Consider the following 23,836-nt stretch of genomic DNA (forward strand, 5'->3'; position numbering starts at 1 on the left):
TAAAAAGCAAACATGTTAAATCTATAATAAAGAGAAAAAATTTTGTAATTTTTCTAGGAACCTTCTTGATAACTTTGTGTCATAGGGAATGAGAAAAGCTACAATACAACCCTAAAAAAGCAAAGCACTGGGACTAATAAAGCTAGTTTGTTCCCATAAAAGACAAAGCTGACAGAGGTGATAAATCTGTTCAATAATTTTATAAAATGGTAATGGTTCTCAATTTTTAGGGTAAATTGAGAATCACCATTTTATAAGTTGACTAGAAAATACAAAACTATTATACAAAAAAAGAGCCGACAATTAATTGTCGGCTCTTTTCGTATTTGAATATCAAATTATCCGTTCAAAGCTTCTGCTCCACCAACGATCTCTAAGATTTCGTTTGTAATAGCAGCTTGACGTGCTTTGTTGTACGTTAATTTTAATTGGTTTCTTAATTCTGTTGCGTTGTCAGTTGCTTTGTGCATAGCTGTCATACGTGCTCCGTGCTCTGAAGCAAATGAATCGCGAATACCTTTGTATAATTGTGTTTTTAAAGACTTAGGAATTAAAGTCAAAACAATTTCTTCTTTTGAAGGTTCGAAAATATAATCTCCAGCAGAAACTGGCGCATCAGATTTAATTGGAGCAAGCGGTAAAAATTGTTCTGTCTGAACGATTTGTGTTGCAGCATTTTTAAACTGATTGTAGATTAATTCGATTCTGTCATATTCTCCTGATAAAAATTTCTCAGTCAAATTATCAGCAATTCCAGCAACATTATCAAAAGTTAAATGGTCAAAAATTGCATTATGGTGACCGTGTGCTTTAAAAGATTTACTTAGTACATCATTTCCTTTTTTACCAATAGGAAAAACATCTACTTGTTTTCCAGCATAAAAAGCAGCACGATTTTTAACTTCTTTAATAATATTTGCATTGAATGCTCCACATAAACCTCTATTTGAAGTTATAGCAACAAGTAATACTTTTTTTACTTCACGTTGTGTTGTATAATCTCCTCCAACTTCACCATCAAGTGTAGCAGAAAGATTTTGCAGCAACTCCGTTAATTTCTCGGCATAAGGGCGCATCGCAGTGATTGCATCTTGTGCTTTCTTAAGCTTTGCTGCAGAAACCATTTTCATTGCCGATGTAATTTGCATCGTCGATGAAACGGAAGTAATTCTATTACGGATTTCCTTTAAATTTGCCATTTGTCGATTAAAAAAATGTGACAATTTGAAAATTAGATAATTAGAAAGTCTCCTAAGATGTTTTCTAATTATCTAATTTACGAATTCTCTAATTAGATATATTTTGCTGAAATTTCTTTTGCTGCTTTTTCGATAACATCAGTAATGTTGTCATCTAATTTTCCAGCTTTCAACGCGTTAAGCGTATCTTTATGTTTACTGTTTAAGTAAGCTAAGAAATCTGCTTCAAATTCTTTTACTTTATTTACAGGAACGTTTCTTAATAAGTTTTTAGAACCTGCGTAAATAATAGCTACTTGATTTTCTACTGTATAAGGATCGTTAAGACCTTGTTTCAAGATTTCAACGTTTCTTTTTCCTTTTTCAATTACGTTTAAAGTAACAGAATCAAGATCAGAACCAAATTTAGCGAAAGCTTCTAATTCACGGAATTGAGCTTGGTCTAATTTTAAAGTTCCAGAAACTTTTTTCATTGATTTAATCTGAGCATTACCTCCAACACGAGATACAGAGATACCTACGTTAATTGCAGGACGAACTCCAGAGTTGAACAAATCTCCATCAAGGAAAATCTGACCATCTGTAATCGAAATTACGTTTGTTGGGATATATGCAGAAACGTCACCAGCCTGAGTTTCGATAATTGGCAATGCAGTTAATGAACCACCACCTTTTACGATAGACTTGATAGAATCTGGTAAATCGTTCATGCTTTTAGCAATACCATCATCAGCAATTACTTTACAAGCACGCTCTAATAAACGAGAGTGTAAGTAGAAAACGTCTCCAGGATATGCCTCACGTCCCGGTGGTCTTCTTAATAAAAGAGAAACCTCACGGTAAGCAACAGCTTGTTTAGATAAATCATCATACACAATAAGTGCTGGACGACCTGAATCTCTAAAATATTCACCAATTGCAGCACCTGCGAAAGGAGCATAAACTTGCATTGGAGCTGGATCAGAAGCATTTGCAGCAACGATAACTGTATAAGCCATTGCGCCTTTTTCTTCTAACATTTTTGCGATTCCTGCTACAGTTGAAGCTTTTTGCCCAATTGCAACATATATACAGAATACAGGTTTTCCTGCATCGTAAAATTCTTTTTGATTTAAGATTGTATCGATACAAACAGTTGATTTACCTGTTTGACGGTCACCAATTACAAGCTCACGTTGTCCACGACCTACTGGGATCATAGCATCTACTGCTTTTACACCAGTTTGTAATGGCTCAGTTACTGGCTGACGAAATACAACACCAGGTGCTTTTCTTTCTAAAGGCATTTCATATAATGTCCCACCAATTGGTCCTTTTCCGTCAATTGGAAAACCAAGAGTGTTCACTACACGTCCTACCATTTGCTCACCTACTTTAAGAGAAGCAATACGTTGAGTTCTTTTTGCAGTAGATCCTTCTTTAATTCCTGTTGATGGTCCTAAAAGTACCACACCAACATTGTCCTCTTCAAGATTCAATACGATACCTTCCATACCGTTATCAAATTCTACTAACTCACCATATTGAACATTAGACAGCCCGTAAACACGAGCAATACCATCTCCAACTTGAAGTACTGTTCCTACTTCCTCCAGCGTAGCACCAGATTCAAAACCTTCTACTTGCTTTCTTAATATTGCTGAAATTTCAGCAGGTTTGATTTCCGCCATCTTAATTTATAATTTAGACACTTTTATGTGTAATAAAACTAATTACTTAACTCTCTTTTTAATACTTGTAATCTGTTTGCAACAGATGCATTGTATTGATTATCTCCTATTCTTAAAATAAATCCACCAATAATTGAAGGATCTACTATATTTTCAATTGTAATTTTCTTGTCTGACAAAGTTGCGATTTTAGCTAAAACCTTAGCTTCTAATGCAGCATCCATTGGAATTGCAGTTGTAACTTTTGCCGTTTCAACTCCGTTGCTTTCGTCAAATAATTTATTGTATTCTACTGCAATTGCATCTAGAATTTCAAATCTTTTGTTTTCGAATAATAAATGAAATAAACCTTTAGTTACACCATTTACATTTGCAAAAACTTCTAAAAGAGCACTTTCTTTAACTTCAACTTTTGTAGTTTGGTTTTGAATAAATGCGCTTAATTCTGAATTATTTTCAATCGCAGATGCAATTGATTTCATATCGTTATTTACAGCTTCGGCAACACCTTTAGAGTTTGCTAAGTCTAGAATTGCTTTTGCATAACGAATTGCTGCTCTTGTACTTGCCATAATCTTAGTTTAACTTTACGTCACCTAACATTTTCTCAACTAATTTAGTTTGAGATTCTTTGTTAGATAATTCTTCTTTCAATAATTTTTCAGCGATGCTTAAAGATAGACTTGAAACTTGTGATTTCAATTCTGCCATTGCAGCATTTTTTTCACTTTCGATAGCCGCTTTAGCTTGCTCAATTAATTTTTGACCTTGCTCTTGTGCATCGTTTTTAGAATCAGCAATAATTTGCTCTCTCATTTCACGTGCTTCTTTCAACATAGCATCACGTTCTGCACGAGCTTCTTTTAAAATACGCTCATTATCTGCAGTTAAGTTTTCCATTTCTCTGCGAGCAGCTTCTGCTGAAGCTAAAGCATTGTTGATAGATTCCTCACGGCTTTTTACAGCTCCTAAAATTGGTTTCCAAGCAAATTTTGCTAAAAGAATAAAGAAAACAATAAAGATAATTGTTGTCCAAAAAATTAAACTTTCCGGTGAAGTTAATTGCATAACATTATATGTTTAAAAATTGTTTGTCGTTTTTTTTAAAAAAACTTCCTGGAGCCAACCGCTGCAGGAAGTTTTAAGTTTTAATTATTTTGCGATTAACGCAACAACTACTGCGAAAAGAGCAACCCCTTCAATAAGTGCAGCAGCAATAATCATAGCAGTCTGGATTTTTCCAGCAGCTTCTGGCTGACGAGCAATAGCGTCCATTGCAGAACCACCAATTTTTCCAATACCAATACCTGCACCAATTACAGCTAATCCAGCTCCGATTCCAGCTAATATCATAATAATAAATTTATATAGTTAATAATTAAAAAAACTCTGATTAATGATGATCGTGCTCTTCAACAGCTTGACCAATAAATAATGCTGAAAGCAATGTAAATACATATGCTTGTAATGCAGCAACTAACATCTCTAATACACTCATGAACAATACAAATGCTCCAGAAACTGGTCCAATTGCAACTGATTTAAATATGAAGATTAAAGAAACTAAACTCAAGATAATAATATGCCCTGCAGTAATGTTTGCAAATAAACGAATCATTAAAGCGAATGGCTTAGTAAGCATTCCAATGATTTCTACAGGAATCATAATTGGAGCCAACCACACAGGAACTCCTGGTGTATTAAAAATGTGTCCCCAATAATTTTTGTTTCCGCTTAAAGTTGTAACTACAAAAGTGATAAATGCCATTACAAATGTAAAGTAAATATTTCCTGTTAAGTTTGAACTGAATGGGAAGAATGGAATTAAACCAATAAGGTTATTAATCCAAATAAAGAAAAAGATAGTTAAAAGATACGGCATGTATTTCGCGTACTTTTTTGTACCTATATTAGGAATAGCAATTTCGTCTCTAACAAAAGTTACAAGCGGCTCTAAAAATCCAGCCAATCCTGTTGGTGCTTTGTCGTTTTTCTTGTATGATCTTGCAACTGCAAAAAATACAAGGAACAAAATTATTGCCGACATCAACATAGAGAAAACATTCTTTGTAATAGAGAAATCTAAAGGTCTTGCATCAAAAGCAAAAGCTCCGTTATCTTTTACCTCTTGTGACAATCCTTCAAATTTGTCAGCGTAAAAAATTATTTCTTTATAACGAACAAATTTTTGACCGTTGATATCAACAACATGTTCTCCTGAATTGTCGTGGTGAAATTTTGCAGATGAAAAAATCTCTAAACCATTTGCAGTCCATAAAATAACTGGAAGACTAAAAGAGATTGGATGACCATCCCAGTCAGCAATATGAAAATCGTGAGCATCTCCAATATGAGAATTGATTAATTCACTAGCATTAAATTCTTCTTCGATTTTATGAGCAACAGTTTCTCCGTGGCCATTTGTCTCTGCATGACTTCCTTCTGCTAATTCGACATTTTCGTGTGCAGCTGAAGTACTGTCAACAGGCGTTGATGCGAAATTTATCGACGAAGTAAGTGCTAATAAGGTAACTAATAAGTACTGAACTGGTTTATTGGAAATTATCATTATTAAAACTGTATCTAATTTTAGGTTTCAAAAATTTTTTGCAAAGGTACATTTTTAATTTAAAACTGAAAATATATCGATATAATTTTTAAAATTTCCGTTTCAAAATGCGATATATTTAATAATGAGACTATTAACCCTTGTTTATAAGCCTAATTGTAAAGACTGTCTCAAAAAGTAAAAACAAAAAATAAGGGATAAAAAACGCACTTACATCTACTATAGGATCAGCAACGCCAGACTTTATAAACGGAATTAGGAAAACAACGGCTGCCATCATTCTAAAAAAACTAGCACCAAGAAAAGTAAAACCTGTATAAGTGGAGAAGTTTTTATTGATGTAAATAAGTAAAAGATACACTAAAAAAGTGGCCAAAATATTGAACAAATAAATACTCCACGCAGCATAAAAAAAGTTATACTTATCAGACAAAGACTGCATTATAAAATACTGAGCAGTAAACAACACAATTGAAAAAGGGATAAAATACTTTAGGAAATCTACAGTTCTATTCATTACTTATTTAAATTTTTAACTTGTCTGATGACATTATAAAGTGCTAAAAAAACAGAGAATAAAGAAAGAACAATTGTCCAAAGCGATCCTCCGTTAGAATACTTTTCGTCTAACCAGATGCCAAAGTAACTAAATAAAAAAATAATTATCCCCATTTGAAAGGGGATATTTATAAGTGCAATCCATTTGTTATTTTGTTTATTATTCGGATCCTTATCCATCTTTTAGGGTTACTTCCTTATTGTTAGTTATCATGGTACAAGTTGCTGTAAATTCAGCTCCAGGTTCTATAGAAAGTTTTCCAACGGCAACTTCGCCGTGAATTTGTGCAGATTCTTTAATATTAAGAATTTCTAGAACTTTAATTTTTCCACGAAACTCGCCTTCAATATCAGCGTTGTTACAAATGATCTCTCCTTTTACAACACCGCTTGCTCCAATGACTAATTTTCCTTCAGATGTGAAATTTCCAATCAATTCGCCGTCAAGCCTAAAATCAGCTTTTGAAACAATATCTCCTATTATAGAGGTTCCTTCAACAATTCGATTTGTTTTTCCTAGAAGTTCTGTTCCGTTTTTTTTTACTTTATCAAACATTATTATGGGGTTTTTGGGGTCAAATAGACTTCGAGATTTTTCTTGATTTGAACCACCTTGTAATTATCGCTCGATATAATTACTGCAGGTTGAGCGATTTTAAATCTTTTATCATCTCTTAAAACGCCAGCCACATCTTTAGCATAAGCTTCAGATTTTACTCCGTGAATAACAACAAAACTTTCGGTCTTATTGTATTTATCTACTGAAGTTGTCAGACGCTGATAATTTTCAACAGCCAAAAAGCTTTTAATCACATCTTCGATATGTTTAGCTGTTTTACTGTCATTACTCGCAATTGGATATATTATTTTCCAATTTTTATTGTCTTCTGTTGTAAAATTAAGACGTTCTAAAACTGGAACTTGCTTTTCTAGAATCTCTCTTGCATTTTTACCCTCTTCACTATTTGGATAATTATCTGCAACTGTTTCTAAACCTTTTTTATACGCTTCCAATCCGTTAACCTTTCCTAATGTATTTGCTTTAAGCAATTCATATTTAGAAACTATTTCATCTCCTGAATACTGATTAATTAAATTATCAATATTATCTAAAACAACATTAAACTGCTCTTCTTGATACAGTTTGAACCATTTTTGATATTCTTTATCTGGCGACGAAAGGTCGTCTGTTTTTACATTATTTAAAATTTGAGCATATCGCGAGTTCGGATATGTTGCTATAATGTTTGCTTTTATCGCTTGTGCCTTTGCTGGATCAGTAATTTGATAAATTTTATACAAATTGTACATTGCCGGCAATACCAATTTTTCTTCTGGATTGTTTTTTAATAATTGTTCGAGCTTATCACTTGCTAAAGTATATTCATTAAACTTTTCTTTATATATAAGCCCTAACTGATAGTACGCAAAATTGCGGTCTTTACTAATACTATCAATAGCCGTTTGCGATTTAGGAAGCTTATTTTCATAAAAAGCAGTAGTATATTTTTCGACAACAACAGTATCTTTTAATGCATTTGCATTTTCCAGATTATTTATTGTATCATTCATTGCGGCATTATTTGCAGATTTTATAGCTGCCAATCTCCAATTTCCGCCCATTGTTCTATTGCCCCACATTTTCTTAAATTGCAATTTTCCATAGGCAACTGTGGTTGGATTATAGAAATAAAAAGTACTTGCAACATCATTTCCTGATTGAGGTTTTAATCCGCCGTCAAAATCAACAGGTTTCCCTAATGAATTCGGATTAATTGCTGTTGGAGCATTTGAAGCATTCGTATTTCGATCAATATTTGCCAGCTTCTCTTTTTCTCTTTCTTCTAAAATTCGTTTTGCTTCATCTTTCTTTTTCAGTTCAGCAATATAATTTTCAAAGTAGGTTTTTCTTTCAGCTTCTGGCAGTTTATATACCTTAATTATACTATCATTAGTTTTTGCAATCGCTTCGTACTTAATAACGTTATCCAGATTTTTTCTGTTTTTTTCAATAAAAGCAAACTCTCTGGTTTTTGGGTTTAACTTCGTTAATGTACTGTCATAATATTTAGCAGCCATTGAATAATCTGTATTTTTAAAATACATATTTCCAATGTTTCGATAAGCCGATGCCATCAAATATGGGTCTTTGGATTTTCTGCCTAATGATTTATTATAAAATTTCAGCGCATTTTCAGTATCTTTCTTTTTGTCATAATAAACCGCCATTTCATAAAACAAAACATCATAATAAGGTCTGTTTTCACGATCTGCAACTAGTTTATTGTATGTTTTTAAGAAAATAGTATCGTTACCGCTTGCGTAATCGTACATCTGTGCTTTTTTTGCATAAGCATGCATCATATATTTTCGATCGGCTTTACGATTCATATCAATTACCCCATCGTAAAAATAGTTTGCACTATCTTTTTTTCCAGCCTCTTGATACATCTGTCCTAAAATAAAACGGTATCTGGCACGATCTTCATTTATTTTGGTAAATTTTTCAGCAATTTTAAGCTTTGTTACTGCACTGTCTCTTTGTTCTAAATTTAAAAATGCTTCTGCCAAAAGTGCGTTAGCATCTGAAAAAGTCTGTTTGTTTAAATCTGTATTTTTTAATAATAGGTTGATGTTTTTTACAACAATTGCATCATTTCCTAAACGCATATTGGTTTTCTCACGCCAGATTTTTGCAGTATAAATATTACTGCTGTTTGGGTATTTGTATAAAATATAATTGAATGCTTCTAAAGCTGGTATAAAACGCTGATCGTAATATCTGGCTTTTCCAAGCATTAAATAAGCTTCATCAATTTGAGAGTTTCTTTCTCGTCCTCCAATATTCATCGAATGCTTTTGAATTGCTTTTGTAGCTTTTGTTTCGGCTAATTCAAAATCAGGATTTTTTGCTTTTTCGTCATCAGAAAAATTTTCATCAAACTGCATTTTTTCTATTGGAAGTATTTTCCAAAAGTTGTCCTGATTATTCGCATATATCGATTGTAAACCTTTATCGAGGCCTATCCCGCCATTATACAAAATGTTATATTTTGTACTTAAAGCATGTGAATTCCTCGACACAAAGCTGTTATTTTTGGTAGAACAAGCTATCAAAAGGAATAAAAAAACAAGAAAAAAACTATATTTAAGAGTATTCTTTTTCAATAGAACTGATTTTAAAGCATAAACTACCAAAAAGCATTTTTAGTATAAAGACTTGTAAAAATACGCTTCTTTTTGAAATATAGAAACTTATACGGCAAAAAACGATTCAAGCTCTTGCAGGGTTTCTTTTGATGTTTGAATATCTTTTACAATTTCGCCTTTGTTAAGCGCCACAATACGATCGCAAACCTCTACTGTATGCTGTAAATCGTGACTTGAAACCAAAACAGTTACATTTGGATTATCTGCCAGTTCTCTGATGATTTTCTTTAATCGGCTTACTGTAGTTGGATCTAAATTTGCAAAAGGCTCATCTAAAATAACAACTTCAGGATTACCAATTAAAGTCGCTATAATACCTACCTTTTTTTGGTTTCCTTTAGATAAATCACGCAGATACTTTTTATTATTTAATATTTCTCCGTTAAAGAATTCCTCATGTTCTGCTAACAAAGCATCAACATCAGCTTTATTCTGATGACGTAAATCACCAATAAAATAAAAATATTCCTCTGGAGTTAAATATCCAATTAAAAAACTCTCGTCAAGAAATGAACCTGTAAATGATTTCCAATTTTCGCTTGTATTTACCTGAATATCATTATTTTTTATAGATCCTGTTGACGGCTGAACCAAATCTAAAAGCAGACTAAAAAAAGTTGTTTTACCTGCTCCGTTGTTCCCTACTAATCCAAAACTTTGTCCTTTTGGGATTTCAAGATTATTAATATTTAAAACTGTAGTTCCGTTATATTTTTTTGAAAGTTGATTTGCTTGTATCATTTTACTTTTAGATTTTAGATTAAAAGATCTATTTCTTCTTTGATTGTCAATCAGATAAAAATTATCTAATTATCGAATTGGCACATTTTCTAATTACGTTAATTCTTTTGTTTGTAAGCACTTATCGTACTATACTTTTCTATTTTGTATCTCTTTTCGATTACTGAAAACACTTTTTCTTTAAAGACTAAACCTAAAACTCCTGCCGTGGCAACCAAAGCTAATGCAACCGTTTTATCAGCAAAATGAAGTCCAAGCCAATATAATAACAACGGCAAAAATATTTTTGGCAGCGAAAGCAGCATTGCACTTACATTAAAAGCTTTTTTGTCTCCAAAAGCTCCTCCTGCACTACTTAAATCAATAGGTGTTTTTGTAAATGCTCCTCCTAAAAGCACTAAATGAGAGTTTACACCAATATTATAAATGGCACCAACAACAATGGTTAAATAAACTTCCCATCCGTAAAAAAGATAAAATGAAGCCAAAACGGTTGAAACAAAAGTAGCAATAACAATCAGCCACCATTTTGAAGTAATGTATCCGCGATACGGAATATTTTGTGTCATCATCAATTGGTAATAAGAACTATCCCAGCTTGGTACAAACTGACCAAAAACAAATAAAAAACCGCCCGAAACAAATATTCCTCCAAAAATTTGCATTACTTGCGGCTGACTTGAGTTTCCAAAAAAGAGCAGGCCGTAAAACAAGAAAACAACACTCAAAAAAATCGTTGTTTTTGATCTTTTGTTTCTTTTAATAAGTTTAATATCATTCTTTAGAAACGTTCCAACAGTTCCAAATTGATTCAACCACGAAAGATTCTCAGTTGTGGCAATATCCTGTTTTACTGAAAGTCCAGCATCTAGATATAAATTCTTTTTGAAATATTTAAAAGTAAAAAGATATAAACCTGCTAATACCCAAACCGGAATTAAAAATAGTCCGTCAATATCATAAAATCCTTGAAAAACAGGTGTTGTAAACGTCGTAATATCAAATAATTTATAATACTGAGCACCCGCCAAAACTAAAATTATTCCAATAAAAACAACAAACAATTTATCGATGTTGCTTAAAATAATATTTAGAAAATTATTGATATATACTAAAGAGAGTATGGCTAAATGCCAAAAAATAATTTCGATAAGATCATATCCATTTAAAATCAGTACTACCGAAAACGGAATAAAAAACAAAGCATGAACCCAATTGAAAAATGACAGCATTGTTTTTCCCAGAGAGAAATGAACAATAACTGATTTTTTAAAAGGTAAAACCAATAAAGGTTTAATGTTTAAAACTGGAATAGACTGTACTAATAATCGAATAACTAAATCGAACAAAAAATAATAAATTAAAAATTTATTGACGGTTTGCAACGGATCGAGATTCATTTTTTTAAGAGCATAAAATACTCCAACACCCGCTCCTATAAAAATTAATGAAAAATATATCATTAAAAACCCCAGTAAAATCTTCATCGCCAAATTTTTACCAAATGATGCAGATCTGGCAAAGGCTTTCCATTCAAGGTAAATAAACTTTTTAATCATCGTTAATTTGTTTTGATTTTGGTAGTAAGAGATCAAATGTAGGAAAACGTTACAAAAAAAGTTAAAAAAAATATTTTAGTAAGTGTCAATTACTTAGTCTTTGCTACTTTTGCATAAAAAATTAATCATGCCTTCATTCTTAAAACTAATAATTAAAGAGGTAAAACGTGAAACTGCCGACGCTGTTTCTGTTCTTTTTAATGTTCCTGAAGAACTTAAACCAGATTATAAATTTATAGCTGGACAATACATAAATTTAAAGTTAACACTTGATAATCAAGAAATTCGTCGTGCTTATTCAATTTGTTCTGCGCCAGAAAGCGGTGAATTACGAATTGCGGTAAAAGCGGTTAAAAATGGTTTATTCTCGCAATTTGCAAATACAAAACTTAAAGCGGGAGATGTACTTGAAGTTGGTCATCCAGAAGGTAAATTTACCTTTGAACCTGATGCTGAAAGACAAAAAAACTATGTGGCTTTTGCGGCAGGAAGCGGTATAACTCCTGTTTTGTCTATTATAAAATCAGTTTTAAAAAGCGAACCAAAAAGCTCATTTGTATTAGTTTACGGAAACAAAACTCCTGAAGAAACTATTTTTCATCAGGAATTACATGACTTACAATTGCAATACGTAGGACGTTTTTTTGTACATTATGTTTACAGCCAGGCAAAAGTTGAAAATGCATTATTTGGCCGAATCGAAAAATCGGCAGTGAATTTTGTTTTAAATAACAAACACAAAGAATTAGAGTTTGACAAATTTTTCTTGTGTGGACCTGAAGAAATGATCAACACTGTTTCTAACGTTTTGAAAGAGAAAAACGTAAAAGAATCTGCTATTAAGTTTGAGCTTTTTACTTCTTCTACAAAAGAAAATGAAATCAAAACTTCGTTAGAAGGACATACAAAAATTACAGTTCTAGTTGATGATGAAGAAGTTACTTTTGAGATGTCTCAAAAACAAACTATTCTTGATGCGGCTTTAAAACAAGGTGTTGACGCTCCTTATTCTTGTCAAGGCGGTATTTGCAGCAGTTGTCTAGGACGTGTAACTGCAGGTTCTGCTGAAATGACAAAAAATTCTATTTTAACAGATAGTGAAATTGCAGAAGGTTTAATTTTAACTTGTCAGGCACATCCAACATCTGAAACTATTTATGTTGATTACGACGACGTATAGTCTATATTAAATTCTAAAATATAAAATCCAAATTCCAACTTTACAATTGGGATTTGGATTTTTTTTGTTTTTTAATATTTACAGTGGTTGTAGTGATTGAAAAAAATTAACACAGCTGGAATTACAATAAAAACATTTTTTAGCTAAAATATTACTGATTTTTAATTAAATTAGAGGTAAAATTAAAGCACTCATAATCTGATACTCTTATAATAGATTTACAGCGCTAAACCCAATTTGTCAACACATTTAAACATTAAATATCATGACAATACATCATTTCCTTCGCTTATCATTTATCGCAATTTTTGTAGTAACAGCTCTTTTTTGTATTTACTTTATAATTAAAAAACAACGAAATAAAAAAGGACCCAAATTACTTACCTCAGAAAAATACAACTCAACAATGATTGGGAAAATGACTGAAATTAAAGTCTCTGACCAAAATATTTTTAACATCTGGCCTTACGTTAGTAAATTAAAAACAGCTAAAATACTCTCACATAAAATCAAAGAGTCTCAATTGGTGCATAAAGTCTATAGAAATTCAACAGAGAACTTTGAACACATTTTACTCTCTACAGAAAAAGAGAATCATTTTGTTGTAATTGTAGCCAATAGAAACAAAAAGAAAACAATTGGATATTTTCTTTATGATTTGAATGGATTATACGCTTAACTGTATTTTTTGAACGATTTCATTAGGAGAAATACTTCTCATCGCATCTTGATAACCTTCAACTGTTTTATTTCCATAAACAGATGTTGGCAGTTGCGGGTATTGATTCCTGTCAGAAGTTAGAGCATTTTCAAAACTTTGATTAAAAGGCAAAAATCCTGCATACGGATGCGTTGCTCCCCAAAGCGTTATTACTTTTACGCCCAGCATAGCGGCAATATGTGCATTTCCAGAATCCATAGAAAGCATTACGTCAAGATTACTGATTAACTGTAATTCCTGCTGAAATTTAATTTTTCCAGCCATATTAATTACATTTTCAAAAGGTTGCGCGATTGAATCTAAAATCTCGATTTCTTTTTTTCCTCCTCCAAATAGCAAAATTTTATAGGATGAATTCTCTGCTAATTTTGCAACAACTTCTTTCATTAAATCTAACGGATAAACCTTAGAATCGTATTGTGCAAAAGGTGCAATACCAATTAATTTTTGATTTTCGTTTCCGATAATTTCTAAAATATCCTCGCTTAAAATTGCCTTTTCTGGGAATTGAGGGTTAGATAAATCTAAAGAAAAACCAAGTTCTTCAAACACTTTTACGTGTCTTTCAAACATTGTTGCTAATGGTGCAAAAATCTTATTTTCGGCTCTCGTCAATTCTTTTTTCCCTTCGCGGCCTTTATCAACAGTTGCTCTTTTTTTTCCGCTTAAAGCGAAAAGCGAACTCACAACCTTAGATCGCAAAACGTTATGAAGATCTGCAAAAGCATCGACTTTCAATTTACTTACGTCTTTAAATAATCGTACAAGTCCTAGAAAACCTTTATGCCTTTCTTTTTCATCAAAAGCAAAAAAATCCAAATTCGGAATTCCATCAAAAAAAGGTTTAAAAAAAGGACGCGAAATAACCGTCAATTTTACCTCTGGATATTGTTTTACAAAAGCACGTAAAACAGGAACCGTCATGGCGACATCTCCCATTGCGGATAGTCTCATGACGGCTATATGCTTAATTTTATTGGACAATTTTGCCAATTATTTTTTATTTTGGTATAAAACAGGATTCAATTCATCGTCGTTATACATTTTCATTTGTTTGTATACTTTCATGAATTTATCACCATTTTCGATGTCAGTCAATAAATCATCAATTGCAGTTGACAAATCTGATCTTTGTTCTAATAGAACATTTAATTTTTCCTGACATTTATCTCTATGTTCTTGTGTAGCTTCTGCGCGAGTAGCTTCTTCATGCATATGATAAATTTTTAATGCCAAAATCGATAATCTGTCAAATGCCCATGCTGGACTTTCAGAGTTTATTTTTGCACCGTCTTTTACTTTTACATTGCTGTATTTTTGCAAAAAGTAGCTATCGATATATTCTACCATATCAGTACGTTCCTGATTAGATGCATCGATTCTTCTTTTTAAAGTAAGAGCCGCCACTGGATCAATTTGCGGATCGCGAATAATATCTTCAAAATGCCATTGAACAGTGTCAATCCAATTTTTTAGATATAATAAATGTTCGAATTTATCCTTTGGATATGGATTGTTTATAGGTTGATCTACATTATCAAATTTATGATAATCTTTGATGCTTTGTTCGAAAACAGAATATGCTAATTTTGAAAACATGTCTTTATTTGTTAGAGTTACAAAGATACTTTTTATACTTTTATGGTGCGAATAATAACGAGTAATTTTTTGTTCTCGTATTTTTACCAAATTTATAATTTTAAAATTTAACTATGAAAATTCATTATATATCTGAAAATAACAGCATTTTAAATCATTTTTTAGGTCAAATCCGAAATATAGACGTTCAAAATGACAGTATGCGTTTTCGACGAAATATAGAACGAATAGGCGAAATTATGGCGTATGAATTGAGTAAAAATCTTACTTATAAAAACGTCGAAATTCAGACTCCGCTTGGCATAAAAAACACAACAGAAATAGCTGCCGATTTGGTTTTATGTTCGATTTTAAGAGCTGGATTACCTCTACATACCGGCTTTTTAAATTATTTTGATAATGCCGAAAACAGTTTTGTTTCAGCCTGCAGATATCATCCTAATAATGATCACGAATTTGAAATTAGAGTTGAATATCAAGCCGTTTCAAATATCAATAATAAAACCGTTTTACTGCTTGATCCAATGCTGGCAACTGGCCAATCGATTGTTGCGGTTCATGAAAAACTAGTTGAAAATGCAACTCCAGAAGAAATTCACATTGTAGTAGTTATCGCTGCTCCAGAAGGAATTGCTTATCTAGAAAAAAACCTTCCTGAAAACTGTCATTTATGGGTTGCTTCGTTAGACGAAAAACTAAACGAGAAAAACTATATTATTCCTGGACTTGGTGATGCAGGTGATCTTGCTTTTGGAAGTAAATTATAATTGCGAGAAAAACGTAAATAAACTGCACAAAATCAGTACATAAAATACAATTTCGTTATTAAGTTTCTGTTGTACATACTCTATATGACTCGCTGCCATAATAGTAAGCGGTGCGATGCTAAACAGTAATAAATCATTGCTTTTATCTGGTGAGACAATAAAAACAAGAGCGGCAATAAAGAAACAGGCCACCACTTTTTTGTAAGAAGCATGAACAATCTGAGGCCTGTTTGATAATGTTGTAATCATTGAAACTACAAAGAATAAAGCAACTGCAACATATATTGAAAGTGCTCCGTTTTCATAATTGTTCTTAAAATAATCTATTCTAAAATCGATTACTGCGCGTTTTTGAAAAAAATCAATCGCATCAATATTGAACATTAAGGATATCATTGTAAACACTAAGGCTACTGCCAAAAGTGCAATAAAAGGTAAAACCCAGTTTCTATAATCTCTCGAAACGTGAAAAACTATCGATATAAAAACCAAAATTAGGAATAAGACACACCAAAATTGAAATAAAGAAGCTACAAAAATCCAAAAAGAAGCATCGAATATTTTTTCTTTTGATGCTTTGAGAGACTGAAGTGAAACCAATCTTCGAAGTGCTAATAAGATGAAAAAATTAGCATAAATTACATCCGGATTATTAAATATTGTAGGGAAAAATAATATAAATAATAAATAGAAAAATATCGCGTATCCATTGTCTTTACTGAGGCCATTCTTTTTAACAATGAAATTAATCATGAAAAAAGAAGCCAAAATAAAGCACAATAAACTCAATTTTTGGAATATTGTAAAATATGAATTTATCCAAGACGTTTCTCGAATTTGAAACATAAAAAAGAAAACCAGTATCAAAATTACAACCAATGAATAATTTAATGGCGTAGATTTTTTAAAAACACTTGTTATCATAAGGATATTTTATACTTTTGTGACTGTAAATATAATACTTGTTTAAAAGGAAAAACCAACAAGTTGAAAAAGATTCTTTTTTGAATTTTAATTCAATGCGTTAAAAACAATAATAACATATAATTTTATAAATTATGACAGCTTTTTTCGAAGGAATTCAATACTTATTCGTTAACATTTTGTTTGCTCCACTTGACTTTTTACGTCATTTAGAACTAATTACTTGGTTTGGTGCAAACACAATTAACTGGATTTTCATGATCATCTGTGCATGTGCAATCGTTTATTGGATTAAGCAATTACGCATTTTTGATGATGCCGGAACAGAAAACCAAGATACAACAGCTCATTCATTTTTAAAATAAAAACCAAACCCTTTAATTAAAAAGGGCTGGTTAATTTATTTTTAAATTAAATCGAAGCCAATATCTTTTCTAAAATACATCTTATCAAAGCTTAGTTTATCTATGTTTTGATAAGATTTTTTTATGGCCTGCTGGAAATCATCTCCATATGATGTTACAGTCAAAACACGTCCTCCATTAGTAACGACATTTTCGTTATCTAATTTTGTTCCTGCGTGAAAAATTATAGAATCTGTAATATTTTCTAAACCAGTAATTACTTTTCCTTTTTCAAAATCTTCAGGATATCCGCCAGAAACCACCATAATTGTAGTTGCACTTCTTGGATCAACTTCTAAAGTAAAATCGTCTAATTTTTGATTGGCAACCGAAAGAAACAACTCAACCAAATCAGATTTTAATCTTGGAACCACAACTTCAGTTTCAGGATCACCCATTCTCACATTGTATTCAATAACAATTGGTTCGTTTTTTACATTAATCAAACCAATGAACACAAAACCTTTATATTCGATTCCGTCTTTTTGGAAACCTTCGATTGTTGGTTTTACGATACGAGTTTCAATTTTTTCCATCAAAACAGCATCAACATAAGGAACTGGAGAAACTGCTCCCATTCCGCCTGTATTTAGTCCTGTATCGCCTTCGCCAATTCGTTTGTAATCTTTTGCCGTTGGAAGAATTTTATAGCTTTTACCGTCAGTCAAAACAAAACAGCTTAATTCAATTCCGTCCAAAAATTCTTCGATAACAACTTTTGAACTCGCTGCTCCAAATTTTGAATGAACAAGCATATTTCTTAATTCCGTTTTAGCCTCTTCAAGATCTTGAATAATCAAAACTCCTTTTCCAGCTGCTAGTCCATCCGCTTTTAAAACGTATGGAGGCTGTAATGTTTCAAGAAATTTACATCCTTCTTCAACTGTTTCGGCAGTAAAACTGTCGTACGCTGCTGTTGGAATATTGTGTTTCATCAAGAACTCTTTTGCAAATTCTTTACTTCCTTCTAATTGCGCACCTAATTTTGATGGTCCAATTACTGGGATATGTTTTAAACTTTCGTCGTTTTTAAAATAATCATAGATTCCTTTTACTAAAGGATCTTCGGGACCTACAACAACCATACTTACTTTTTCTTGAAGTACAAATGTTTTAATAGCATCAAAATCGGTTGGAGACATTGCAACATTTGTAGCAATTGCAGCTGTTCCTGCATTTCCTGGTGCAACAAAAAGTTTTTCGCAAAGCGGACTCTGAATCATTTTCCACGCAAAAGCATGCTCTCTTCCGCCTGATCCCAATAATAAAATTGTCATGGTATAGTTGTATTTAGTTGTGGTGCAAAAATAATTGCTTTTGCACGTAAAAAATAATTAAATCTTAAAAACTTATTGATTCTTCACTGTTCATAATTGCTAAATATTACTTTTGACTAAAATTATAAGAAAAATGATTCGCCTTTTTGATCTTTCTCTTCAGTTAAATGGTTTTCCGATAAAGAAAGCCAAAGCAGAATTGGACAAAATTGTTCATTTTTCTGAAGAAGAATTTGCTTCATTTCTTGAAAACAAAAAGAAAGAAATTGTTGATTTTCACTTAAAAAACAACTCTTTTTATGCGGCATTAGTTGGAGATAAAACTTTTAAAAATTGGGAAGATTTACCGATTTTAAATAAACAGAATCTTCAAAATCCACTGCAAGAAAGACTTTCAAAAGGCTATTCTAAAAAAAACATTTACCTCAACAAAACATCAGGATCAAGCGGAACTCTTTTAATTTTTGCCAAAGATAAATATTCACACTCCTTAACTTGGGCATCAAATATTATGCGTTTTGGCTGGTTTGGCATTGATTTTAATCATTCCTATCAAGCGCGTTTTTATGGAATTCCGATGGATTTTATTGGCTACCAAAAAGAACGTTTCAAAGATTTTTTGAGTTGCCGGGTTCGATTCCCAGTGTTTGATTTATCAGATGATGTTTTGGCTAAATTTTTGAAAAAATTCAAAACTAAAAAATTCGATTACATCAACGGATATACAAGTTCTATTGTTCTGTTTGCTAAGTTTCTAGAGCAGAAAAATATCGTTTTAAATAAAATTTGTCCAACATTAAAAGCTTGTTTTGTTACTTCAGAAATGCTTTTCGAAATGGATAAAAAAATATTAGAAAAACAATTCGGCATTCCAATTATCAATGAATACGGCGCTTCAGAACTGGATTTAATTGCTTTTAAAAATCCGCAAGACGAATGGCAGGTAAATGCGGAAACACTTTTTGTAGAAATTTTAGATGAAAATAATAATGCTCTCCCTTACGGGAAAGAAGGAAAGATTGTCATTACTTCGCTTTTCAATAAAGCAAATCCATTTATCCGATATGAAATTGGCGACATTGGAGTTTTAGACGAAAAAAGCACACCACAAAAACCAATTCTCAAAAAACTTATTGGCAGAACAAATGATATTGCAATTCTTCCAAGCGGAAAAAAATCGCCTGGTTTGACGTTTTATTATGTAACCAAAAGCATCATTGAAGACGACGGAAAAGTAAAAGAATTTATCATCAAACAAACCAAATTGGATACTTTTGAAATTGAATATGTTGCTGATGCAGCATTAGTTTCAGAACAAATTCAAAAAATAAAAAGCGTCATCGATTTGTATTTAGAGCCCAATTTAAACTTCAGTTTTACAAGAAAAACAGTTTTAGAAAGAACCAATCGCGGAAAACTAAAACAGTTTAAATCGTATTTATAAATATAAATAAAATCTTACATTTGTTTTTATAATTAAAAACTTATGGAAGATCAATCTTTACTTTCTGAAGAAACAATTTCTAATAAAATATATTTTATACGTGGCCAAAAAGTGATGCTTGATAGCGATTTAGCGTTACTTTATGGAATAGAAACTAAAGTATTAAAACAAGCCGTTAAAAGAAATTTATCTCGATTTCCACAAGATTTCATGTTTGAACTCACTAAAATCGAATATGATTCTCTAAGGTCACAATTTGTGACCTTAGAGAAAGGAAGAGGTAAATATCAAAAATATCTACCTTTTGCTTTTACAGAACATGGTGTTTTAATGCTTTCAAGTGTTTTGAAAAGTGACAAAGCAATTCAAACCAATATTCAAATCATGCGGATTTTCACAAAAGTGAGACAAATGCTTTTGGATACAACCGAAATTAAGGTTGATATACTTCACATCCAGAAGAAGTTAGAAAATCACGATAAAAATATTGAACTGGTTTTTTCTTATTTAGATGAATTGACTGAAAAGAAAGAAAATGAATCTGAAAGAGTAAAAATTGGCTATAAAAAATAATTCTTTAAGATCACAAATTGTGACATCAAGTTTGTTATTTGTATCAAGGTTTGAAAAAAATTGGAGGTCACAAATTACAACCTCCAATTCTATACTAAATTCTTCAAGGTCACAATTTGTGACCTTGAAACTTGAAGTCGCAAATTGCGACTTCAAATTGAATTTTAAATCTTCTTTATATATTTTGGTTTGATTATCAATTGAATAAATAAAAATCTCATCATCAACAAAACAGAAGACATAAAATTATATCTGTGAAATTCCCTATAAACACCAAAGTTGTGTTTGATCAATTTGAATTTTGATGATGAAATAGAATCTTTTCTAATTCTATAAAAAGCTAATGATTCTGGAATGGCTTCCGCCGTTTTTATTTGTTTTAAAATAGTAAGCCATAATCGCCAATCTTGTCTTTTTTGCGAAGTTTCAAGAATAATTTTCCCAAAATAATCAGCATCATAAATGGCTGTCAAATTACCTACATAATTGCAGAAAAACAATTGTTTATAAATTAGCGGATTTGGCGATTCAACTCTTCTGTTTAAATTATTTCCTTCTTCATCAATAGAATCGTAATAACTAAAAGTGAAATGCAAATTGTTTGCATTTAAAAACTGTATTTGCTTCTCCAATTTAGAGGGAAACCATAAATCATCAGCATCTAAATACGCAATATATTTTCCTGTCGCTTTATCTAAAGCTGCATTTCTAGCAAAACCATTTCCTCTATTTTCTGAAAACTTAAATAGTTTAATACGATTATCTCGCTGAGCAAAATCTTCAATTATTGAAACCGTATTATCTGTAGAAGCATCATCAACCAAAATCATTTCCCAGTTCTCATAAGTCTGCTCTTGAACTGATTTTATAGTGGCTCTAATGAATTTTTCAGCATTAAATGTTGGAGTTAAAATTGAAACTAAATCCTTCATTAATATGCCTTTTGATCGCCTTTAAAAATATTAATAACGGTTTGAAGAATTATTTTTAAATCTAAAATTAAAGACCAGTTTTCGATATAAAAAACATCAAACTTTATTCGGTTTATCATGTCTCTTTCTATCGTTATTTCGCCTCTAAAACCGCTTACTTGTGCCAAACCAGTAATTCCGGGCTTTACACAATGACGAATCATGTATTTTTTTACTTTGCTGCCATATTCTTTATTCTGAGACCACAAATGAGGTCTGGGTCCAACAACGGACATATCGCCGAACAGAACATTTATAAATTGCGGCAATTCGTCTATACTTGTTTTTCTCATAAAACGCCCCATTCCTGTTACACGAGGATCATCTTTTGAGGCTTCTTTTTCAGTTGTTTTATTGATATACATAGAACGCAATTTGTAACATACAAATTCGTTCTCATCTATTCCGGGTCTGCCCTGTTTGAAAAAAACGGGACCTTTTGATTCTAATTTGATTAATATGGCTAATAGAGGAATCAACCATGACAATAAAAAAACGATTACTAAAAGAGAGAATAAAACATCAAACAAACGTTTCATAAATTTTATTGCAGGCTCATTAAGTACGGTTTGTTTTAATGACAGTACTGGGAAAAAATCGTAGTAATCTATCTTTAGATTTTTTGAGAAAATCTCCTTTGTATCAGGAATAAACTTTATCGTTTTGTTATTTTCATCTGCAAAATCAATTAGATCTTTTAGGCTGTTGTTTGATATTTCGTTCAAAGAACAATAAATTTCATCGACTTCATTTTCGATCACAAATGGCTTTAAATCAACTAATTTCCCCGTTATGTTATGATCTGTTTTTTTATCTGAAAAATATCCTAAAAATCTATATCCATAATCTTTTCTAGTTTCAAAAAGATCTTTAAGATTTATGGCTTCTGGTGTAAACCCAATAATAACAGCATTCCGATAATTATTGCCTGTTATTATTCTATATTCTTTTAGATAAAAAAACCAAGCAAATTTAAAAATCGTAACCACTATTAAAACCAAAATTAGAAACAAAAAAATCTTTGATTCGTTAAAAATAGCTTGTCTAGAAAATGGAAAAAATGCAATAACGGTTAAGAGAAATAAAATTCCTTGTTTGATTATTTTTGATGTAATAACAATTGGAGTTGTAAAACGATAAACATCATAAAATTTAACAGAAAAGGCAACTATTCCCCAAGCGATAATTTGATAAAATATTAAAATCCAAATATTTGATGAACCCAGTTCATTAAAAAAAATGAAAAAACTGAGTATAGAAATCATAGTCAGGTCGATTAAAATACTTATTGGCCTAATATATTTTGAATATCTTCCTGTGTGAAATGCCATCATAAATAATTCCTCTATGCCTTTTTATCAAAATTTATTATGTTCAAAATAATTCCGTTTACCGTTTATCTAATATAACCCGAAAAATCTTTGTGTTCTTCTTTAGAAAGTTCTTCTTTAGAAAGTGATCTAAAATAATCATATGTAATTTTCATACCCTCGGAGCGGCTTACTTTTGCTTCCCAACCCAGCAGTTCTTTTGCTTTGGTTGTGTCTGGCTGACGTTGTAAAGGATCATTTATAGGCAATGGATGATAAACTACTTTTTGATTTGTTCCAGTAAGTTTTATAATTTCTTCGGCAAAATCTTTTATGGTAATCTCGTCTGGATTTCCAATATTTACTGGATATACATAATCCGAGTGCAGCAATCTAAAAATACCTTCTACTTGATCGTCAACATAACAAAATGAACGAGTCTGCATACCATCACCAAAAATCGTTAAATCTTCACCACGCAAAGCTTGACCAATAAAAGCAGGAATTACACGTCCGTCATTCAATCGCATTCTTGGACCATACGTATTAAAAATACGTACAATTCTGGTTTCAACACCGTGAAAAGTATGATACGCCATTGTTATTGATTCCTGAAAACGTTTGGCTTCGTCATAAACTCCTCTTGGTCCAATTGTATTTACGTTTCCATAATATTCTTCTGTTTGAGGATGTACTAAAGGATCTCCGTATACTTCAGAAGTTGAAGCGATTAATATTCTAGCTTTTTTAACTCTTGCTAATCCTAATAAATTATGTGTTCCTAAAGAGCCAACTTTTAAGGTCTGGATTGGAATTTTTAAATAATCTATTGGACTTGCCGGCGATGCAAAATGTAAAATATAATCTAAATCGCCTGGTATATGAACAAATTTTGTAATGTCGTGATGGTAGAATTCAAAATGTTCTAATTTGAATAAATGCTCAATGTTTTTAAGATCGCCGGTAATCAAATTATCCATTCCTATAACAAAATAGCCTTCTTTGATAAATCGATCGCACAAATGTGATCCTAAAAAACCCGCTGCTCCGGTAATAAGTATTCTTTTCATAATGATTTTATTGAACCTTTTGTTTTGATATTGGCTGTAAATATGCACAAATGTAATAAAATATCCGGCCTTTTAAATTGACTAAAATTT

25 protein-coding genes are annotated in these 23,836 nt (G+C 31.6%); 6 read left to right on the top strand and 19 right to left on the bottom strand.

From position 1 onward, the window contains the following. Positions 1–338 precede the first annotated feature (338 nt). The 12 genes from atpG to ACHRVL_RS03160 all read right to left on the bottom strand — a co-directional run bounded on the left by atpG (position 339) and on the right by ACHRVL_RS03160 (position 11,506). Positions 339–1,199, bottom strand: coding sequence for an ATP synthase F1 subunit gamma (gene atpG / locus ACHRVL_RS03105; protein ID WP_089053559.1), 861 nt, complete (start codon positions 1,197–1,199; stop codon positions 339–341). A 92-nt stretch (positions 1,200–1,291) separates the two neighbouring features. Beyond that, a complete protein-coding gene (atpA, locus tag ACHRVL_RS03110) occupies positions 1,292–2,869 on the bottom strand; it encodes a F0F1 ATP synthase subunit alpha (RefSeq protein ID WP_089053558.1) in 1,578 nt (525 codons plus the stop codon). A 38-nt stretch (positions 2,870–2,907) separates the two neighbouring features. Next, on the bottom strand, positions 2,908–3,441 hold the full coding sequence (atpH, locus tag ACHRVL_RS03115) for an ATP synthase F1 subunit delta (protein WP_089053557.1): 534 nt from the start codon (positions 3,439–3,441) through the stop codon (positions 2,908–2,910). A gap of 4 nt (positions 3,442–3,445) precedes the next feature. Then, a complete protein-coding gene (locus ACHRVL_RS03120; RefSeq protein ID WP_089053556.1) occupies positions 3,446–3,937 on the bottom strand; it encodes a F0F1 ATP synthase subunit B in 492 nt (163 codons plus the stop codon). An 84-nt stretch (positions 3,938–4,021) separates the two neighbouring features. Beyond that, complete coding sequence (gene atpE, locus ACHRVL_RS03125; RefSeq protein ID WP_111422948.1) at positions 4,022–4,222, bottom strand: ATP synthase F0 subunit C; 201 nt, start codon at positions 4,220–4,222, stop codon at positions 4,022–4,024. A gap of 40 nt (positions 4,223–4,262) precedes the next feature. After that, positions 4,263–5,438 carry a F0F1 ATP synthase subunit A gene (gene atpB / locus ACHRVL_RS03130; RefSeq protein ID WP_395410239.1) on the bottom strand — a complete coding sequence of 392 codons (1,176 nt, stop codon included), beginning with the start codon at positions 5,436–5,438 and terminating at the stop codon, positions 4,263–4,265. Between the two features lie 133 nt (positions 5,439–5,571). Further along, positions 5,572–5,955 carry a hypothetical protein gene (locus ACHRVL_RS03135; RefSeq protein WP_395410242.1) on the bottom strand — a complete coding sequence of 128 codons (384 nt, stop codon included), beginning with the start codon at positions 5,953–5,955 and terminating at the stop codon, positions 5,572–5,574. Further along, positions 5,955–6,176 carry an AtpZ/AtpI family protein gene (locus ACHRVL_RS03140; protein WP_129023318.1) on the bottom strand — a complete coding sequence of 74 codons (222 nt, stop codon included), beginning with the start codon at positions 6,174–6,176 and terminating at the stop codon, positions 5,955–5,957. The genes ACHRVL_RS03135 and ACHRVL_RS03140 overlap by 1 nt, the downstream gene beginning before the upstream one ends. After that, positions 6,169–6,552, bottom strand: coding sequence for a polymer-forming cytoskeletal protein (locus ACHRVL_RS03145; RefSeq protein ID WP_089053551.1), 384 nt, complete (start codon positions 6,550–6,552; stop codon positions 6,169–6,171). The genes ACHRVL_RS03140 and ACHRVL_RS03145 overlap by 8 nt, the downstream gene beginning before the upstream one ends. A gap of 2 nt (positions 6,553–6,554) precedes the next feature. Continuing rightward, positions 6,555–9,164, bottom strand: coding sequence for a tetratricopeptide repeat protein (locus tag ACHRVL_RS03150; RefSeq protein ID WP_395410245.1), 2,610 nt, complete (start codon positions 9,162–9,164; stop codon positions 6,555–6,557). Positions 9,165–9,251: 87 nt separating this feature from the next. Then, a complete protein-coding gene (locus ACHRVL_RS03155) occupies positions 9,252–9,947 on the bottom strand; it encodes an ABC transporter ATP-binding protein (RefSeq protein ID WP_395410248.1) in 696 nt (231 codons plus the stop codon). Between the two features lie 98 nt (positions 9,948–10,045). Then, entirely contained in the window at positions 10,046–11,506 is a 1,461-nt protein-coding gene (locus ACHRVL_RS03160) for a DUF5687 family protein (RefSeq protein WP_395410250.1), read from the bottom strand. A gap of 127 nt (positions 11,507–11,633) precedes the next feature. On the opposite strand from ACHRVL_RS03160, the gene ACHRVL_RS03165 reads away from it, so the two are divergent. Together ACHRVL_RS03165 and ACHRVL_RS03170 are read left to right on the top strand one after the other, a co-directional pair. Further along, positions 11,634–12,686, top strand: coding sequence for a 2Fe-2S iron-sulfur cluster-binding protein (locus ACHRVL_RS03165; RefSeq protein ID WP_395410251.1), 1,053 nt, complete (start codon positions 11,634–11,636; stop codon positions 12,684–12,686). A gap of 265 nt (positions 12,687–12,951) precedes the next feature. Further along, positions 12,952–13,365 carry a hypothetical protein gene (locus ACHRVL_RS03170; protein ID WP_395410253.1) on the top strand — a complete coding sequence of 138 codons (414 nt, stop codon included), beginning with the start codon at positions 12,952–12,954 and terminating at the stop codon, positions 13,363–13,365. Here ACHRVL_RS03170 and ACHRVL_RS03175 read toward each other — a convergent pair. Then, positions 13,354–14,361: a glycosyltransferase family 9 protein gene (locus ACHRVL_RS03175; RefSeq protein WP_395410255.1), complete on the bottom strand. Its 1,008-nt coding sequence runs from the start codon at positions 14,359–14,361 to the stop codon at positions 13,354–13,356. The genes ACHRVL_RS03170 and ACHRVL_RS03175 overlap by 12 nt on opposite strands. Positions 14,362–14,400: 39 nt before the next feature. Beyond that, entirely contained in the window at positions 14,401–15,006 is a 606-nt protein-coding gene (locus tag ACHRVL_RS03180) for a DUF4254 domain-containing protein (RefSeq protein ID WP_089053545.1), read from the bottom strand. A 113-nt stretch (positions 15,007–15,119) separates the two neighbouring features. Between ACHRVL_RS03180 and upp the strand changes: the two genes are divergently transcribed. Beyond that, positions 15,120–15,773 carry a uracil phosphoribosyltransferase gene (upp, locus tag ACHRVL_RS03185; RefSeq protein WP_370431338.1) on the top strand — a complete coding sequence of 218 codons (654 nt, stop codon included), beginning with the start codon at positions 15,120–15,122 and terminating at the stop codon, positions 15,771–15,773. Here the strand turns inward: upp and ACHRVL_RS03190 are convergent. Beyond that, complete coding sequence (locus ACHRVL_RS03190) at positions 15,768–16,697, bottom strand: DUF6427 family protein (RefSeq protein ID WP_395410257.1); 930 nt, start codon at positions 16,695–16,697, stop codon at positions 15,768–15,770. The two genes, upp and ACHRVL_RS03190, sit on opposite strands and share 6 nt — an antisense overlap. Before the next feature lie 134 nt (positions 16,698–16,831). Between ACHRVL_RS03190 and ACHRVL_RS03195 the strand changes: the two genes are divergently transcribed. Beyond that, on the top strand, positions 16,832–17,062 hold the full coding sequence (locus tag ACHRVL_RS03195; protein ID WP_041519835.1) for a hypothetical protein: 231 nt from the start codon (positions 16,832–16,834) through the stop codon (positions 17,060–17,062). A gap of 41 nt (positions 17,063–17,103) precedes the next feature. Here ACHRVL_RS03195 and purD read toward each other — a convergent pair whose 3' ends face one another. Then, a complete protein-coding gene (gene purD, locus ACHRVL_RS03200) occupies positions 17,104–18,378 on the bottom strand; it encodes a phosphoribosylamine--glycine ligase (protein WP_395410259.1) in 1,275 nt (424 codons plus the stop codon). Positions 18,379–18,511: 133 nt separating this feature from the next. On the opposite strand from purD, the gene ACHRVL_RS03205 reads away from it, so the two are divergent. Together ACHRVL_RS03205 and ACHRVL_RS03210 are read left to right on the top strand one after the other, a co-directional pair. Next, complete coding sequence (locus tag ACHRVL_RS03205; RefSeq protein ID WP_395410260.1) at positions 18,512–19,822, top strand: phenylacetate--CoA ligase family protein; 1,311 nt, start codon at positions 18,512–18,514, stop codon at positions 19,820–19,822. Positions 19,823–19,864: 42 nt separating this feature from the next. Beyond that, positions 19,865–20,395, top strand: a complete 531-nt coding sequence (locus tag ACHRVL_RS03210) for an ORF6N domain-containing protein (RefSeq protein ID WP_395410262.1) — start codon at positions 19,865–19,867, stop codon at positions 20,393–20,395. A gap of 164 nt (positions 20,396–20,559) precedes the next feature. On the opposite strand, the gene ACHRVL_RS03215 is transcribed toward ACHRVL_RS03210, so the two are convergent. The 3 genes from ACHRVL_RS03215 to ACHRVL_RS03225 form a co-directional block, all read right to left on the bottom strand. After that, the gene (locus ACHRVL_RS03215; RefSeq protein WP_395410264.1) at positions 20,560–21,327 is read right to left on the bottom strand and encodes a glycosyltransferase family 2 protein; all 768 of its coding nucleotides are present in this window, start codon (positions 21,325–21,327) and stop codon (positions 20,560–20,562) included. Beyond that, a complete protein-coding gene (locus ACHRVL_RS03220; protein WP_395410266.1) occupies positions 21,327–22,700 on the bottom strand; it encodes an undecaprenyl-phosphate glucose phosphotransferase in 1,374 nt (457 codons plus the stop codon). Before ACHRVL_RS03220 ends, ACHRVL_RS03215 begins: the two co-directional genes overlap by 1 nt. Before the next feature lie 62 nt (positions 22,701–22,762). Then, entirely contained in the window at positions 22,763–23,746 is a 984-nt protein-coding gene (locus ACHRVL_RS03225) for a UDP-glucuronic acid decarboxylase family protein (RefSeq protein WP_089053537.1), read from the bottom strand. Between the last annotated feature and the right edge of the window lie 90 nt (positions 23,747–23,836).

The sequence above is a fragment of the Flavobacterium sp. FlaQc-28 genome (assembly GCF_044007415.1).
In the GTDB taxonomy this organism is placed as follows: Bacteria; Bacteroidota; Bacteroidia; order Flavobacteriales; family Flavobacteriaceae; genus Flavobacterium.

Coding starts and splice junctions, on each gene's coding strand:
- ACHRVL_RS03175 (WP_395410255.1), bottom strand. CDS start 14,361: ATGAGACTATCCGCAATGGGAGATGTCGCCATGACGGTTCCTGTTTTA.
- atpH (WP_089053557.1), bottom strand. CDS start 3,441: ATGGCAAGTACAAGAGCAGCAATTCGTTATGCAAAAGCAATTCTAGAC.
- ACHRVL_RS03205 (WP_395410260.1), top strand. CDS start 18,512: ATGATTCGCCTTTTTGATCTTTCTCTTCAGTTAAATGGTTTTCCGATA.
- atpA (WP_089053558.1), bottom strand. CDS start 2,869: ATGGCGGAAATCAAACCTGCTGAAATTTCAGCAATATTAAGAAAGCAA.
- ACHRVL_RS03155 (WP_395410248.1), bottom strand. CDS start 9,947: ATGATACAAGCAAATCAACTTTCAAAAAAATATAACGGAACTACAGTT.
- ACHRVL_RS03210 (WP_395410262.1), top strand. CDS start 19,865: ATGGAAGATCAATCTTTACTTTCTGAAGAAACAATTTCTAATAAAATA.
- ACHRVL_RS03120 (WP_089053556.1), bottom strand. CDS start 3,937: ATGCAATTAACTTCACCGGAAAGTTTAATTTTTTGGACAACAATTATC.
- ACHRVL_RS03195 (WP_041519835.1), top strand. CDS start 16,832: ATGACAGCTTTTTTCGAAGGAATTCAATACTTATTCGTTAACATTTTG.
- atpE (WP_111422948.1), bottom strand. CDS start 4,222: ATGATATTAGCTGGAATCGGAGCTGGATTAGCTGTAATTGGTGCAGGT.
- upp (WP_370431338.1), top strand. CDS start 15,120: ATGAAAATTCATTATATATCTGAAAATAACAGCATTTTAAATCATTTT.
- ACHRVL_RS03145 (WP_089053551.1), bottom strand. CDS start 6,552: ATGTTTGATAAAGTAAAAAAAAACGGAACAGAACTTCTAGGAAAAACA.
- ACHRVL_RS03215 (WP_395410264.1), bottom strand. CDS start 21,327: ATGAAGGATTTAGTTTCAATTTTAACTCCAACATTTAATGCTGAAAAA.
- ACHRVL_RS03135 (WP_395410242.1), bottom strand. CDS start 5,955: ATGAATAGAACTGTAGATTTCCTAAAGTATTTTATCCCTTTTTCAATT.
- ACHRVL_RS03180 (WP_089053545.1), bottom strand. CDS start 15,006: ATGTTTTCAAAATTAGCATATTCTGTTTTCGAACAAAGCATCAAAGAT.
- purD (WP_395410259.1), bottom strand. CDS start 18,378: ATGACAATTTTATTATTGGGATCAGGCGGAAGAGAGCATGCTTTTGCG.
- ACHRVL_RS03170 (WP_395410253.1), top strand. CDS start 12,952: ATGACAATACATCATTTCCTTCGCTTATCATTTATCGCAATTTTTGTA.
- atpB (WP_395410239.1), bottom strand. CDS start 5,438: ATGATAATTTCCAATAAACCAGTTCAGTACTTATTAGTTACCTTATTA.
- atpG (WP_089053559.1), bottom strand. CDS start 1,199: ATGGCAAATTTAAAGGAAATCCGTAATAGAATTACTTCCGTTTCATCG.
- ACHRVL_RS03190 (WP_395410257.1), bottom strand. CDS start 16,697: ATGATAACAAGTGTTTTTAAAAAATCTACGCCATTAAATTATTCATTG.
- ACHRVL_RS03160 (WP_395410250.1), bottom strand. CDS start 11,506: ATGATTAAAAAGTTTATTTACCTTGAATGGAAAGCCTTTGCCAGATCT.
- ACHRVL_RS03165 (WP_395410251.1), top strand. CDS start 11,634: ATGCCTTCATTCTTAAAACTAATAATTAAAGAGGTAAAACGTGAAACT.
- ACHRVL_RS03225 (WP_089053537.1), bottom strand. CDS start 23,746: ATGAAAAGAATACTTATTACCGGAGCAGCGGGTTTTTTAGGATCACAT.
- ACHRVL_RS03140 (WP_129023318.1), bottom strand. CDS start 6,176: ATGGATAAGGATCCGAATAATAAACAAAATAACAAATGGATTGCACTT.
- ACHRVL_RS03220 (WP_395410266.1), bottom strand. CDS start 22,700: ATGATGGCATTTCACACAGGAAGATATTCAAAATATATTAGGCCAATA.